This window comes from Amycolatopsis sp. NPDC043885 (assembly GCF_056435685.1).
In genome coordinates, this window is record NZ_JBWKEA010000004.1 from 26,198 (window position 1) to 41,292 (window position 15,095).

The 15,095-nt window shown below is 68.9% G+C and carries 13 protein-coding genes; 10 read left to right on the forward strand and 3 right to left on the reverse strand.

What is annotated here, in order from left to right; all coding sequences use genetic code 11:
* Positions 1 to 55: 55 nt before the first annotated feature.
* The 8 genes from AC069I_RS15485 to AC069I_RS15520 all read left to right on the forward strand — a co-directional run bounded on the left by AC069I_RS15485 (position 56) and on the right by AC069I_RS15520 (position 9,510).
* Positions 56 to 2,008 (forward strand): ATP-binding protein, encoded by a 1,953-nt coding sequence (locus AC069I_RS15485; protein ID WP_478265678.1) that lies wholly within the window; start codon positions 56 to 58, stop codon positions 2,006 to 2,008.
* Positions 2,005 to 3,171: an acyl-CoA dehydrogenase family protein gene (locus AC069I_RS15490; RefSeq protein WP_478232320.1), complete on the forward strand. Its 1,167-nt coding sequence runs from the start codon at positions 2,005 to 2,007 to the stop codon at positions 3,169 to 3,171. Before AC069I_RS15485 ends, AC069I_RS15490 begins: the two co-directional genes overlap by 4 nt.
* A 67-nt stretch (positions 3,172 to 3,238) precedes the next feature.
* Positions 3,239 to 4,090 carry an SDR family oxidoreductase gene (locus AC069I_RS15495; protein WP_478227586.1) on the forward strand — a complete coding sequence of 284 codons (852 nt, stop codon included), beginning with the start codon at positions 3,239 to 3,241 and terminating at the stop codon, positions 4,088 to 4,090.
* Entirely contained in the window at positions 4,087 to 4,719 is a 633-nt protein-coding gene (locus AC069I_RS15500; protein ID WP_478227587.1) for a TetR/AcrR family transcriptional regulator, read from the forward strand. Before AC069I_RS15495 ends, AC069I_RS15500 begins: the two co-directional genes overlap by 4 nt.
* A gap of 86 nt (positions 4,720 to 4,805) precedes the next feature.
* Complete coding sequence (locus AC069I_RS15505; protein WP_034311873.1) at positions 4,806 to 5,075, forward strand: hypothetical protein; 270 nt, start codon at positions 4,806 to 4,808, stop codon at positions 5,073 to 5,075.
* Positions 5,076 to 5,198: 123 nt separating this feature from the next.
* Positions 5,199 to 5,714, forward strand: coding sequence for a hypothetical protein (locus AC069I_RS15510; protein ID WP_478265679.1), 516 nt, complete (start codon positions 5,199 to 5,201; stop codon positions 5,712 to 5,714).
* 177 nt (positions 5,715 to 5,891) lie between these two features.
* Entirely contained in the window at positions 5,892 to 7,922 is a 2,031-nt protein-coding gene (locus AC069I_RS15515) for a hypothetical protein (RefSeq protein ID WP_478265680.1), read from the forward strand.
* Positions 7,923 to 7,971: 49 nt separating this feature from the next.
* Positions 7,972 to 9,510, forward strand: a complete 1,539-nt coding sequence (locus tag AC069I_RS15520; protein ID WP_478227590.1) for an ABC transporter substrate-binding protein — start codon at positions 7,972 to 7,974, stop codon at positions 9,508 to 9,510.
* A 143-nt stretch (positions 9,511 to 9,653) separates the two neighbouring features.
* Here AC069I_RS15520 and AC069I_RS15525 read toward each other — a convergent pair whose 3' ends face one another.
* Positions 9,654 to 10,604, reverse strand: coding sequence for a chitinase (locus tag AC069I_RS15525; protein ID WP_478227591.1), 951 nt, complete (start codon positions 10,602 to 10,604; stop codon positions 9,654 to 9,656).
* Positions 10,605 to 10,827: 223 nt separating this feature from the next.
* Here AC069I_RS15525 and AC069I_RS15530 point away from each other — a divergent pair, with 223 nt between their 5' ends.
* Positions 10,828 to 12,087 carry a GGDEF domain-containing protein gene (locus tag AC069I_RS15530; RefSeq protein ID WP_478227592.1) on the forward strand — a complete coding sequence of 420 codons (1,260 nt, stop codon included), beginning with the start codon at positions 10,828 to 10,830 and terminating at the stop codon, positions 12,085 to 12,087.
* Here the strand turns inward: AC069I_RS15530 and AC069I_RS15535 are convergent.
* Positions 12,084 to 12,521 (reverse strand): nucleoside deaminase, encoded by a 438-nt coding sequence (locus AC069I_RS15535; protein WP_478265836.1) that lies wholly within the window; start codon positions 12,519 to 12,521, stop codon positions 12,084 to 12,086. The genes AC069I_RS15530 and AC069I_RS15535 overlap by 4 nt on opposite strands.
* A 143-nt stretch (positions 12,522 to 12,664) precedes the next feature.
* On the opposite strand from AC069I_RS15535, the gene AC069I_RS15540 reads away from it, so the two are divergent.
* Positions 12,665 to 13,624: a helix-turn-helix transcriptional regulator gene (locus AC069I_RS15540; protein WP_478265681.1), complete on the forward strand. Its 960-nt coding sequence runs from the start codon at positions 12,665 to 12,667 to the stop codon at positions 13,622 to 13,624.
* On the opposite strand, the gene AC069I_RS15545 is transcribed toward AC069I_RS15540, so the two are convergent.
* Positions 13,583 to 14,956, reverse strand: a complete 1,374-nt coding sequence (locus tag AC069I_RS15545) for an MFS transporter (protein WP_478227594.1) — start codon at positions 14,954 to 14,956, stop codon at positions 13,583 to 13,585. The two genes, AC069I_RS15540 and AC069I_RS15545, sit on opposite strands and share 42 nt — an antisense overlap.
* Positions 14,957 to 15,095 lie beyond the last annotated feature (139 nt).

The following is a 15,095-nucleotide window of genomic DNA, read 5'->3' on the forward strand; positions in this document are numbered from 1 at the left end:
CCCTGCCGGCCCGATCGCGGACGCGCGCAATCTCGCGTAAAGGAATGTGAGCGGCATGATCGAGAAATTGCTGGTCGCCAACCGCGGTGAGATCGCCCGCCGCGTGTTCCGCACCTGTCGCGACGCCGGGATCGGCACGGTCGCGGTGTTCTCCGACGCGGACGCCGACGCGCCGCACACCGCCGAGGCTGATGTCGCCGTCCGCCTGCCGGGCAACGCGCCCGCCGACACGTACCTGCGCGCTGAGCTGCTGATCAAGGCGGCCGTCGAGACCGGCGCCGACGCGATCCACCCCGGCTACGGTTTCCTGTCCGAGAACGCCGCGTTCGCCCGCGCCGTGATCGACGCCGGGCTCACCTGGGTCGGGCCGCCGCCGGAAGCCATCGAGAGCATGGGCTCCAAGGTCGAGTCCAAGCGGATGATGGCCGAAGCCGGGGTTCCGATCCTGTCCGAATTGGACCCGGCCGAGGTCACCGAAGCAGACCTTCCCTTGCTGGTCAAGGCTTCCGCCGGAGGTGGCGGACGCGGAATGCGCGTCGTGCGCTCGCTCGGCGAACTCGCCGAGGCCGTCGAAGGCGCGAGCGCGGAGGCCGCGTCGGCGTTCGGCGACCCGACCGTGTTCTGCGAGCGGTACCTGGAGACCGGCCGTCACATCGAGGTCCAGGTGCTCGCCGACACCCACGGCACGGTGTGGGCGGTGGGGGAGCGCGAATGCTCGATCCAGCGCCGTCACCAGAAGGTCGTCGAAGAGGCGCCGTCGCCGTTCGTCGACGAAGCCATGCGGGAGGCGTTGTTCGACGCCGCGCGCAAAGCCGCGCAGGCGATCGACTACGTCGGCGCCGGGACGGTCGAGTTCCTCGCCGGACCGGACGGGCGCTTCTACTTCCTGGAGATGAACACCCGGCTCCAGGTGGAGCATCCGGTCACCGAGGCCACGACCGGACTCGACCTCGTCTCACTGCAACTGCGGATCGCCGAGGGCGAGCATCTCCCGATCGAGGAGCCGGAGACCAGGGGCCACGCGATCGAGGTCCGGCTCTACGCAGAGGACCCGGCTGCGGGCTGGCAGCCACAGAGCGGCACCTTGCACCGCTTCGAACTGCCCGCCGCGCAGCGGGAATTCGAGGTCGGCCCGGGTGTCCGGCTCGACTCCGGGTTCGTCAGCGGGCAGACCGTCGGCGTGCACTACGACCCGATGCTCGCCAAGGTCATCGCCTACGCCCCGGATCGCCGGAGCGCGGCGCGGGCACTGGCCGGCGCCTTGGCAGGCGCGGAGATCCACGGTGTGGTGACCAACCGCGATCTGCTGGTGAACGTGTTGCGCCACGCGGCTTTCCTCGCCGGAGAGACCGACACGGCGTTCTTCGACCGGCACGGTCTCGAAACCCTGGCCCGCCCACTGGCCACTGTGGACACCGTACGGATTTCGGCGCTGGCCGCAGCTTTGGCGGGGGCGGCGGCGAACCGCTCGGACGCGCGGGTGCAGCGGCGGCTGCCGAGCGGCTGGCGCAACGTCCGCTCCCAGGGACAGCGCAAACGTTTCCGTCACGGCGACGTCGAGATCGAAGTCGGCTACAGCCTCGGCCGGGACGGTCTGCGCGCCGACGGTTTCGAAGGTGTCGAAACGGTTTCCGCCGAGAGCGGCGCCGTCGTCCTGGAAGTGTCCGGGGTACGGCGGAAGTTCGCCGTCGCCCGGTACGGCGACACGGTGTACGTCGATTCGCCGGAAGGCGCCGTCGAACTGGGTGTGGTGCCGAGGTACACGGATCCCGACGCGGCGCTCGCCGCCGGATCGCTGGTGGCGCCGATGCCGGGCACGGTCGTCCGGCTCGCGGTCGAGGCGGGTGACACCGTCAAGACCGGCGATCCGTTGCTGTGGCTCGAAGCGATGAAGATGGAACACCGGATCGCGGCGCCCGCCGACGGCGTCGTGACGGAACTCCCGGTGGTGGTCGGACAACAGGTCGAAGTGGGCACGATCCTCGCGGTGGTAGGAGACGACGAATGAACGCGATGAACTTCACCGAGCCCGAGGAGCGCGTCGCGCTGCGGGCCGCGGTCGCCGAACTCGGCAAGAAGTACGGGCACGAGTACTACGCGAAACAGGCCCGTGCCGGGCTCAAGACCGACGAGCTGTGGGCCGAGGCCGGACGGCTCGGCTACCTCGGCGTGAACCTGCCCGAGGAGTACGGCGGCGGGGGAGCGGGGATCGCGGATCTCGCCGCGGTGCTCGAAGAACTCGCCGCGGCGGGCTGCCCGCTGCTGCTCATGGTCGTCTCGCCGGCGATCTGCGGCACGGTGATCTCGCGGTTCGGCACCGAGGAGCAGAAGAAGCGCTGGCTGCCCGGCATCGCCGACGGCAGCGGGCGGATGGTCTTCGCGATCACCGAACCGGACGCCGGGTCGAACTCGCACAAGATCACCACCACCGCGAAACGCGACGGCGACGGCTGGGTCCTCAGTGGACGGAAGGTCTACATCTCCGGTGTCGACGAGGCGGACGCCGTCCTGATCGTCGGCCGCACCGAAGACGCGAAGACCGGCAAGCTCAAGCCCGCGCTGTTCACCGTCCCGACCGACACACCCGGTTTCGAGTACAAGCAGATCGAGATGGACATCGTCTCGCCGGAGAAGCAGTTCGGCCTGTTCCTCGACGACGTCCACCTGCCCGCCGACGCGCTGGTCGGCGAGGAGGACGCGGCGATCGCGCAGCTGTTCGCCGGGCTCAACCCCGAACGCATCATGGGCGCGTCGTTCTCGCTCGGTATCGCCCGCTACGCGCTGGGCAAGGCCGTCTCCTACGCCAACGAGCGCAAGGTGTGGGGCGCGCCGATCGGCACCCACCAGGGCCTCGCGCATCCGCTGGCCGAGATCAAGATCGAGCTGGAACTGGCGAAGCTCATGACGCAGAAGGCCGCGTCGCTCTACGACTCCGGTGACGACTTCGGCGCGGGCGAGTCGGCGAACATGGCGAAGTACGCCGCCGCCGAGGTCGCCATCCGCGCGGTCGACCAGGCCGTGCAGACCCACGGCGGCAACGGTCTCGCCAGCGAATACGGGCTGGGCACGCTGGTCACGGCCGTCCGGCTGGGCCGGATCGCGCCGGTGAGCCGCGAGATGGTGCTCAACTTCGTCGGCCAGCACAGTCTCGGCCTGCCCCGGTCCTACTGACTCGTGAGTGGCAAGGACGGTTCTAACCGTCCTTGCCACTCACGAGCCCACTACGGAAGGCGAACTCATGAGCACGCTGCACGGCAAGACGATCATCATCTCCGGCGGCAGCCGCGGGATCGGCGAGGCCATCGCGGTCCGCGCGGCCCGCGACGGAGCGAACATCGCCCTGCTCGCCAAGACCGCCGAGCCGCATCCGAAGCTGCCGGGCACGCTCTACACCGCCGCCAAGGCGATCGAGGACGCCGGCGGGCAGGCGTTGCCGATCGTCGGCGACGTTCGGGATGACACGTCGGTCGAGGCCGCGATCGCGCGGACCGCGGAGCAGTTCGGCGGTATCGACATCGTGCTCAACAACGCCAGCGCGATCGACCTGACACCGACCGAAACAGTCAGCATGAAGCGCTACGACCTGATGCAGGACATCAACGCGCGCGGGTCGTTCCTGCTGTCGAAACTCGCCATCCCGTACCTGAAGCAGGCGGAGAACGCGCACATCCTGACGCTGTCGCCGCCGATCAGCCTCGACGAGAAGTGGTTCCGGGCCGGGCACCTCGCGTACAGCATCGCGAAGTACTCGATGAGCCTGGTGACGGTCGGGCTGGCCGCGGAACTGCGGCAGTACGGGATCGCGGCGAACTCGCTGTGGCCGCGGACGACGATCGACACCGCGGCGATCCGCAACGTCGTCGGCGCGGAACTGGCGGCCAAGTCGCGGACGCCGGAGATCATGGCGGACGCGGCGCACGCGATCCTGACCAAGCCGAGCACCGAGGCGACGGGGAACTTCTACCTCGACGACGAGGTGCTGGCCGCCGAAGGGGTCACGGACTTCTCGAAGTACCGCGTCGGCGGACGCGAGGAAGACCTGCAGCTCGATTTCTGGGTCGAAAGCCGTACCCCAGAATCAGGGCCATGATCCGCGAACCGCAGCAAGAGCGCAGCCGGACGACCCGGCGGCGGCTGGTCGAGGCCGCCGTCGAGACGATCGGGGAGCTGGGCTGGCACGGGACCACCGTCGCGCTGATCGCCGAACGCGCCGGTGTCTCGCGCGGTGCCGCCCAGCACCACTTCCCGACCAGGGAGGACCTGGTCGCGGCCGCGGTCGAGCATGTCGGCGAGATCCAGATCGTGGAACTGCGCGCCCGCGCCGCGGAACTGCCGTCGGGGCGGTCGCGGATCGAGCGGGCCGTCGACATGGTGCTCAACCTCTACAGCGGGCCGCTGTTCCGCGCCGCGCTCCACCTCTGGGTCGCGGCGTCGACCGACGAGGCCCTGCGCGCGACCCTGGTGCCGCTGGAGGCGCGGGTCGGGCGGGAAGCGCACCGGGTGACCGTCGAGCTGCTCGGCGTCGACGAGTCCCACCAGGGCGTTCGCGAGCTGGTCCAGGCCACTCTCGATCTTGCCCGCGGCCTGGGGCTGGCGAACCTGCTGACCGACGACACGAAGCGGCGCAAGCAGATCGTCGCCCAGTGGGCGCGGGTTCTGGAGCCGCCCCTGGCGTCGGCGAAGATCTCACGGAACCAAGAAGTCACCGACAACGTCTGAGATCTTGTTAACACTGATGGAGCAGCGGCCGATAACACGGTGTAAGTGCTGCTGATTCAGGTGGCTGATCGAGAGAGGTCCGTCCGGTGTCCGGTTCAGAGATCGAACTGTCCCATCGCGCGATGGCGATGCTGCGAGCGGTCGCGGCGCGCCGTGCCCAGATGTCGTGCAGCTGCGAGCCGGATCTCTTCATCGACGGGTTCGCCTGCTGCGATCAGATGACCGCGCACGCGCTGGCTCGCGGCGGTTACATCCGCCCCGGCGCGTCCACCGGCCCCGCCGCGGTCACCGGCCGCGTGCCCGCCGAGCTGACCGAGGCCGGCGAAGCCGCCATCGCGGTCACCGCGGCAGCCTGACCCTTCACCGCATCGTCTGTCCGCAGTGGACGACGACCGTTTACAACCACCTCCCGCGTTCCTAGGATCCACCCCGGGATGAGGCCGTCGCCGTCGAGCGGCGGACCGGGTAGGGAGGTGCCGATGGCACGCACGGCTCGCCACGATTCCGGCGCGGACGCCCTCAGCGAGTTGATGCGGAAAGCCGGCGCCGCACCCCGTCGCCGGGAGCCGCGCGGGCCGAAGCACCGGGCTCCGGACGCCGCTCCCGGGAGCGGGAGGATCCGGCGGATCTCGGCGCTTTCGGCGGGCGGTCTCGTCGTCGGCGGGCTGCTGGCCGTGCTGCTCACCCCGAGCGACCAGGCCGAGGTCGTCCCCGGGACGCCGCTCCCGCCGCCGTCGCCGACCATCGCCCCGCAGGCCGTCGAGGTCCCGGACGACGCGGTGTCCTCACCCGTCCCGTCGGGGCCTTCGGGTGGCAGTGTCGCCCCTCCGCCGCCGATGACCGCGTCGATGCACGGCTCGGAGACGCCGTCCCCGACGCCCACGCCGCGGCCCGAGGAACGGCCGGATCCGCGTGCCGGTCACCACGGGTGGTATTACGACTGGAATCACGGCGGATACCCCGGCGGCGGCCGCCGGCCGCAATGGGGTAGATAGCGCCGATCGGGTGATCGACGGCGTCGCGCGCTGTCGAACAAGAATTACGATTCATCCCCTGATTTCGTCCGTTCGTGTCCGGTGCCCTTTTTCCGGTGTCCCGGCTCCGGCCGGGTACCTACGATGGTTCGCGCTCTCCATTCCTCTCGGAGCATGACTAGGGGTTGAACAGGAAAAATGAGTGTGGACCGACATTCTCCCGCGGTGCAGCTCGCCCGGAGAATGCTGCTCAACCGCGAGACGGGGAATCCGTCCCGCCCGCAGCCGGTGACGCTGCTGCTCGGGCCGGTCGGTTCGGGGAAGACCACGGCACTGGAAGCGATCCGCCGTGACCTGGGCTGGGGTGTCGTGCACGCCGGATTCGATTTCGGGCAGGGCGGCAGGGCGGGCACGATCGACGTGCTCACGAAACTGGCCTATGGGTTGTCGAGTAAATGGCGAAATCGGCCGAAACCGCAGTTTGTTCGGTTCACGATCGCGTTGATCGCAGTTCAGGCGGAGCTTTCCGGCCGAAATCGCGACGAAGACCTCGTGCAACTGAAGTCGCTGCTCAACAGTTTTCACGGAATCATCTGGACACCGGCGCTGGACAGAGCGCTCGACACGCTGACCGAGACGGCGAAGGCGACCAGCCTCGTCGAGCCCCCGTATGCGGACTTGTTCCGCCAGACGTTCCCGCATCTGGTCCGGAACATCCGGCCGCGGCTCGGCAAAGCGCTGCGGTCGCTCGCGGACTTCCCCAACGCCGAGGGGAGATCGCCGTTCGACGCGCTGCTCGAACTCAACCGGCTCGCGCACGGCAGCGCCCGCGACGCCAAGGCAGTCAACGAGTGGCTGATGGCGGCGTTCCTCGGCGACGTCCGGGAGAACCATCCGCGGATGGCCAAGCCGGAGGAGAAGAGCCCCTGCACCTGCGACATCTCGCCGCAGCGCAGGCACTGGCACAACTGGGTGGTGGTGCTGGACGACGTCGACCACGCCGGCGGCACCGAGTTCCTCGCCGACCTCATCGCCGCGCGGGAGCGCTACGCCGTCCAGCATCCGAACGACCGCGAAGCCCACGACGCGCTGCTGGTGATCGCCACCAGCGGGCGGTGGCACGACGACTGGGGGACCGCCTGGCTGGCGCCGTGGAAACCCGCGTCCGGCGCCCCGCCCGCCGTCCGGACGATCGCGGACTGCGAGGAGGCCTCGTACGACGACTGGGCGAACCCGGCCAACGGGGCGCTCGACTCGCCCTACTACCCGGTCCGGATCTCGCCCCAGTCGATCGGGCGGATCGCGCGCATCCTCGATTCCGGCGCGCGCACGCCCAAGGTCACGCTCGCGCACCGGGCGACCGGTGGACTGCCGTCGGCGGTCGAACAGCTCGCGGGGCGGTTGCGGGCGAGCGACGCGCGCGAAGGCGACCGCGATCTGCTCACCACCGATCCTCGTGACGAACAGGATCCCTGCTACCGCAGGCTGACCGAGCTCGCTTTGACCGAGCACCTCGACGACGTCCACGTCGACGACTTCGTGACCGCGGCCCCGTTCGCGACCGCGCCCTGGCTGATCCCGGACGCCGCTCAGAGCCGGATCGACCAGCCGCACGTCGGGCGGATCCTGACCGAACTGCGCACCTCGTTGTGGGTGAGGGCGCGGAACTCGCCGGGTTCCACGGACGACCAGGCGGCCCTGCATCCCTGGATCGCCGCGAACCTGGTGTCCGCGCTGGCCCGGCGCGGTGACGGCGACGGGCCGACCTACACCGACCAGTTCAAGGCCCTGCGCGACGATCCGGACACCGCGCAGGATCCGGTGCGCCTGGCCTACTGCAACCTCGCGCTGGGCGACATCGGCGAGGTGGTCGCCTTCTTCGAACGCGAGTTCAACCGGATCCCGCACGCGGAGTGGATCGCGAAACTCGAGCTGGTCCTGAACGCGCCGGACGATCTGCCGCCCGAGCGGGATCACGCGGAGCTGTACGAAGAACTCGTCAATCTGGACAACGCGCGGTGCCCGAACGACCGGTCCGAGATCCGGAACAACGTCGCCCGGCTCATCGCGGCGGGCTGGCTGACCGCCAACCCGTTCGCCGTGCGCGGGCAGAACCAGCACCAGGTGATCGCGAACGCCTTCGCCGCGCTGGCCACCACCTCGCATCAGCCCGACGTCGGCGCGCTCGTGTCGGCGAAGGAAGCCGCCCGCCGCGGCGAATTCCCCTGACCCGGAACGGAACTCTGTGATGTCCTGGCTCGATTCGTTGAGAACACGCATGTCCGAGGCCCGTGAACGTGCGGTGACGGGACCGCCGGTCCGGCCACGCGGCTGGGCGCGCCGCCATCGGCTGCTGCTGATCCTGGCCGTGGTCGTGCTGGCAGGGGCGTTGCTGGCGGGGTTCAGACCGTGGGAGTCCTGCGGTTCCGGGCTGCGGGCGGTGGACGCGGACGAGGAGTCGGTCGGATCGTCTTACGTCTGCGTCGGGCTGAACCTCGACTCCGGCCCGATGCGGGACGACGATCCGCTCGACCCGCTGGAGAAGTTCATCAAGAGCCGCAACGAGATGGCGGGGGACAACTTCAAGACCATCGTGGTGCTGGAGAATCTCGCGCCCGATCCGAAGGTCGACAGCCAGCCGTTCCCGTTCGTGCGGCGGGAGGTCCAGGGTGCGATCACCGCGGCGTGGCCGAAGAACGGGCCGCCGGGGATCAAGCTCCTGCTGGCCAATTACGGGAGCAACGCCGATCACTGGCGCGTCGTCGCCGAGGAGATCGTCGCCGCGGCCGCCGCCCAGCGCATCGTGGCGGTCACCGCCGTCGGTACCAGCTCGGAGAACAGCCGGGCGCTGGTGGCCGAACTGTCCAGGCACGGTATCGCCACGATCGGCGCGACCGTCACCGCGGACAACATGAACACCGACCCGAAGGGCGCGCGGATCGACAACTTCTTCCGCGTGGGCCCGACCAACACCGACGAGGCCCGCGCCGCGGCCGGATACATCGCCGCGCACGGATTCCGGCGCGTGATGCTGATCCAGGGAGTCAGCAAGGAGGACACCTACGCGACCACGCTCGCCGAGGCGTTCCAGAACTCGTCGAAGGTCCCGGTCGTGTTCACCAAGACCTATGACGTCAAACCGCTCGCCGACACTTCGCGCGAGGCGTACCTGCGGGGGCTGTTCAGCAGATGGCACAACGACATCTGCGGTGCGAAACCCGATCTGATCTACTTCGCCGGCCGCGGGCTCGATCTCGGCGCCCTCGTGGCGGCGCTGGCGGGCGACGGCGCCTGCGAAGGCCTCGACACGGTGACCGTGATGACCGGGGACGACGCGAGCACGCTCGCCGGGAAACCCTTGGAGCTGAACAAGGACATCAGTGTCCGGCTCCGCTACACGGCGCTCGCTTATCCCGACCAGTGGGATATGTTCGCCGCCGACCCGGCGCATCCCACGTACAAGAAAAACTACGGCAACTTCGTCGCGGAATTCACCGGTACCCACGGTTTTCCCAAGGGGGAATTGTGGGACGGCGCCGCGATGATCGAACACGACGCGGTCGCCGCGGCCGTCGAAGCGGCCGTGCAGAACGTGTCGGCGGATCCGGTCTCGGTGGCGAACGTGTTGCGCAGCATCGACTGCAACTCCCCGGTGCCCGGCGCGACCGGCTTCATCGCGTTCGACCAGGCGACGGGGAACCAGCTCGACAAGGCGTTGCCGATCCTGTCGATCGATCCGGACGGTTCGGTGCATCCGGTCGACCTCGTGTGGTCGCGCGGGCGGCCGCTGAACACGGCGCCGGACTGCGGTCGCTGACTCGCTCCGGTTCCGAGTTCTCTTGAGGGCTAGGGCCTTCGCGACGCGTTCTGGCGTTACGCCACGCGTAGTGAAGGCCTCCTTCCCTACTCTCAAGGTAGGGAAGGAGGCCTTCACGGACTGACACCGGTGGGGAACGGAAGTCAGCCGGTGTAACCCGCCACGATCTTGGTGTAGTCGTACTTGCCCTGCGAGATTCCCGCGCAGTTGTCGCAGTCGCGGTTCACGGCCCAGAACGACAGCCGGGCGAGATGCTTGCTCGCCGCGTAGTCGCGGATCGCGCGGAAGTCGGCGACGCTGACGGTCTCGCCCGCCACATCGGTCTTCCCGTTCATCGACGAAAGCCCGCTGCGCCGGTAGGCCGCGTCGTCACTCAGGCCGAAAGTGGACTTCACGACATTCTTCAGCCCGTCCACGGCACTGCGGGTCTTGCCGGCCATGTCACCGCCGCTGGAGAAGTCGAACGGCATGACCGACCACGCGTCGACGCCCGCGCCTAGCACCTTCGACTGGTTGATCAGCCGCTTGCCGTGCGCGTTGGGGCCGCCGACCTCGGTCGGGATGGTGATGACCACGCGCAGGCCGGGATTCTTCTGCTTCGTGATCTTGACGGCGTTCAGGATCCGGTCCTGGACGGTGTAGTTCTCGAACTCGTCGGTGTTCTCGACGTCGAGGTCGATCGCCTTGAGTTTGTAGGCGTCGATGACCTTCTGATACGCACCGGCGAGTGCCGCGGGAGTGCCGCACTTCGGGCCGAGCTTCGTGCCCGACCAGCCACCGAACGACGGGATGACGTCACCGCCCTTGGCCCGGATGTTGTTGATCATCGTGGCGTCGGAGCCGGTGAGGGAACGGCTGCCGTCCCATTTCGGGTTGCATCCGCCGTCGGAGAGGATGAACGCGAGGGTGAAGGCCTTGACGCCGGTGGCGTTCATGGCGGCGATCGGGTCCGTCTGTCCCGACCACTGGTACAGATAGGGCGAGGCGAGCACCGGATCCGGGGCCGCCGAGGCGACGGGGGCGAGGCCGGCGGCCGTGGCGAGAGCGGCGCCGACGGTGGTGGCCAGTGTTGCCCAGCGTCGTAAGGATTTCATCGGTCCTCCAACTGGTACGCGCGCGGCGAGGCGCGCAGGTGTGGAGCATCTCCGTCTTGACGCGGCGTATCAACTGGGAGGGTGCGCCTACTCACGGTGGACTAGACCATTGAGGACTGTCAAGAATTCACCGGAGTACCCGCCGGAAACGACCTACCTTAGTAGGGGGCCATGACCCGGAAAGCGGATCGACACCATCGCGATTACCGGCTAGTTTGCCGAAATGGTGGGGGACTCCCTGATGGCGACCGGAAGCCGCGACCGGAGAGGCCGGTTCGCCGCGCCGCGGCGGGCACTAGGCTCGTGGAGCCTGTGGGAATTACCCAGGCGAGGCCTGATCGGGTACCTGCTCCTCGTCGACTTCGCCGCCATCGCCGCCACCACCTACCTCTTCGTCCTGCGGCCGCCCGCGCCGTCGTCGTTTCTTCCGTTTTCCGCTCTGTTAACCGGAATGGTCCTCAGTGCGGAGGTTTCGCGCCCCGTCGAGCGGTCCCGCGCCGACACCCGGCTCGGCGCCGGACTGGACGCGGCGTGGATTTTCGCGGGTGCGCTCCTGCTGCCGCCCGCTCTGGCGGCGGTGCTCGTCGTCGCCTCGGCGGGATATCGCTGGTTCCGGATCCGGCGCGGGATCCCGCACCGGCAAGTGTTCGCGGCGTCCGCGACCATGCTTTCGGCGCTCGGCGCCTCGATCATCCCGGTACTGCTGGGTGCGCCGCCGTTCATCGGCGCGGCAAGGGATTTCGAAAGTTTCGCCTTGGTTTTCGCGACCGGTCTGGTTTTCCTGTCCGTCGACGCGGCCTTGGCCGCACCGGCGGCCGAATTCGGGGCGGAACCGTCGGGATTCGCCTTCGACGCGGCGATGGTCGCGTTCGGACTGTTGCTCGCGTGGTCGGCGGCGGACTGGCCGTTCGTCACCGTGGTACTCGCGGGCGCGCTCGTGGTACTTCACCGGGCGGGGACGATGCGTGCGCTGCGTGGTCACGCGGGCACGGACTCCGGCACGGGACTGCTCACCGCGTCGTCCTGGTTGGACGGTGCCCGCACCCAGTTCGAGCTGCTTCGCGGCCGTGGCGCCGATCTTTCGCTGCTGATGCTCGATCTCGACCATTTCGCCCGGCTCAACGACCGGCACGGCAGGCACGTCGGGGACGACGTCCTGCGGGCCGTGGCGGACACCTTGCGCGCCGAGGTCCGTGCCGCGGACCTGGTCGGCCGGTTCGGCGGCGAGGAATTCGTGGTCCTGCTGCCCGGCACGAGCCGGTTCGACGCGCACGCGATCGCCGAACGCATCCGGCTGCGGATCTCCTCGACGTTCGTCTCACTGGGTGGGACGTTCGCGGGGACGACCGTCTCGATCGGAGTGTCGTCGCATCCCACCTGCGGCGAGACACTCGACCGGCTCGTCGGCGCGGCGGACCAGGCGCTGCGCGCGGCGAAGGGAGCCGGGCGCAACCGGACCGTCGTCTTCGAGGCCGAAACCTAGTCCTCGGCCGGGACGCCGATGTCTTCGAACCACAGGTCCGGGTGATCCCGGATGAACTCGGTCATCAGCGCGGTGCACGCCGGATCGTCGAGCAGGGTGATCTCGACGCCGTGTTCCTCGAGCCAGCCGTGGCCGCCTTCGAACGTGGTGGCCTCGCCGATGACGATCCGGCCGATGCCGAACTGGCGCACCAGCCCGCTGCAGTACCAGCAGGGGGACAGCGTGGTGACCATGATCGTGTCCCGGTAGTGCGGCCGCCTGCCCGCGTTCCGGAAGGCCGAGGTCTCCGCGTGCATCGACGGGTCGCAGTCCTGGACCCGGCGGTTGTGGCCGCGGCCGAGCAGGACGCCGGCGGTGTCGAAGAGGGCGGCGCCGATCGGGACCCCGCCCTCGGCCTTGCCGAGTTCGGCCTCTTCACGGGCGACGGACAGCATTCGCGCGGGATCGATCACCTGGGTCACCTTACGGCTCGTGAGTGGCTAGGACGGTTCTAACCGTCATTACCACTCACGAGCCCAATGCGGACCGGAACTGTCCTGAATATCTGCGACACTCCTCCCATGAAGCGAGCGAACCGATGACCACGGGCACGTCGGCACGGCTGCTGAGGCTGCTCTCCCTGCTGCAGGCACGTCGCGACTGGCCGGGCGCCGATCTGGCCGACCGGCTGCAGGTGGACGTCCGAACGGTCCGGCGCGACGTCGAGCGGCTGCGCGAACTGGGCTACCCGGTGCACGCCACTCCCGGCGTCGCGGGCGGCTACCGGCTCGGCGCGGGGGCCGCGTTGCCGCCGCTGCTGCTGGACGACGACGAGGCCGTCGCGGTCGCCGTCGGGCTCCGCACGGCCGCGAACGGGACGGTCTCGGGGATCGAGGAGACCTCGGTGCGCGCGCTCACGAAACTGGAGCAGGTGCTCCCCGCGCGGCTGCGGCATCGGATCACCGCGCTGAACACGGCGATGATCCCGCTCGGCGGCGTCGTCCCGGTCATCGACGCGGCGGCGCTGACGGTCATCGCGTCCGCGTGCCGTGACCATCAGCGGCTGCGGTTCGGCTACCGCAGCCACAACGGTGACGTCAGCGAGCGTTACATCGAGCCGTTGCGCCTGGTGCACACCGGGCGCCGGTGGTACCTGGTCGCGTTCGACCTCGACCGGGACGACTGGCGGACCTTCCGTGTCGACCGCATCGACGGCGTCCCGGACACGAGTTTCCGGTTCACGCCGAGGGAACCGCCCGCCGAGGACCTCGCGGCGTACGTCTCCCGCGGGATCACGTCTTCGCCGTATCCGCACCAGATGGTGCTGCGGGTGAGCGCCTCGGCGGACGCGCTCGCCGAATACGTGTCCCCGACCGCCGGGACGATCGAGGCCATCGACGAGCACACCTGCCGGGTCCGGGTCGGTTCCAACGACCTTTCCGTGATGCCCTACTACCTAGCCCATTGGGAGGTCGACTTCGTCGTGGAGGAGGCGCCGGACGAGGTCAAGGAGCGGCTACGGCTGGTCGCCGACCGCTTCGCGCGCGCGGTCGTCTGAGTCCGAAGTGGACCGTGCGCGTTTGGCGAGCAGGCCGATCGAGCCGAGCGAGATCAGGGCCAGCACGATGATGTAGAGCGAGACCGACATCGAGGTCCCGGTGGATTCCAGCAGCAGCACCATGATGAACGGCGCCAGCCCGCCGCCGACGACCGCGCTGATCTGGTAGCCGAGCGAGGCGCCGGTGTAGCGCATCTCGGCCGTGAACAGCTCGGCGAACAGCGCCGCCTGCGGGCCGTACATGATGCCGAGGAACAGCGACCCGACGAACGAGGCGATGACGAACAGCGGAAGCGAGGCCGTGTCGATCAGCAGGAACATCGGGATCGCCCAGAGCGCGACCCCCACCGCGCCGAAGGTGTAGATCTTGAGCCTGCCGATCCGGTCGGACAGTTTCGCCGCCAGCGGGATGATCGCCAGCTGCAGCGTGCTGATCAGCAGGGTCGCGACGAGCACGGTGGTCCGCGACATCCCCAGGTGACGGGTGGCGTAGTCGAGGACACCGTTCAGCAGGATGTAGAAGGTGGCGGTGTTGACCATGAACGAGCCGCCCGCCAGCAGCACCGTGCCCTTGTGGTCGCGCAGGATGTCGCGCAGCGGCGACTTGGCGCGGCCGCGTTCCTCGGCGGCGAGTTTCGCTTCCGCACGACGGTATTCGGGGGTTTCGTCGATCTTGACGTGCATGTACCAGGCCAGCCCGAGCACGAGGACACCCACCAGGAACGGGATCCGCCACGCCCAGACGAGGAAATCCGACGGCGGCGCGACCTGGGCGGCGACCAGGAACACCGTGTTCGCCAGCACCACCCCGATCGGGACGCCGAGTTGCACGAGGCTGCCGTAGAGACCGCGTTTGCCGGGCGGCGCGTACTCGGTGGCGAGCAGCATCGCGCCACCCCACTGGGCGCCGACGGCGACCCCCTGTACGAGCCGGAGCAGGACCAGGAGGATCGGTGCGGCGATGCCGATCGTGTCGTAGGTCGGCAGCAGGCCGATCAGCGTGGTCGCCGCGCCCATCAGCGCGATCGCCAGCACCAGCACGGGTTTCCGGCCCCGTTTGTCGCCGAGGCTGCCCGCGATGATCCCGCCGAGCGGCCGGGCGAGGAAGCCGACCGCGAAGGTCGCGAACGATGCGAGGACGCCGGCCGCCGCGTTGCTGGTGGGGAAGAAGGTCTTCCCGAAGACCAGGGCGGCCGCGATCCCGAAGACGAAGTAGTCGTACCACTCGACCGAGGAGGCGAGTGCCGCCGCGGTCGCGGCCCTCCTGCGCTGGGACACGGTGATCGTCGGTTCGGCGGCGGTTTCAGGGGCGTTCGGTGCGGTGTCGGCCATCTGGATGCCCTTCGCTCGGCGCTGTTGCGGCGATGCAGTCCGGGCAAGTTAACAACCGCTTAGTATGTGGTCAACGTCTCAACGGGTAATTCTAGATACCGACCAGTTGGTATGTCACTCTGGTGGCGGTATCGCCGGG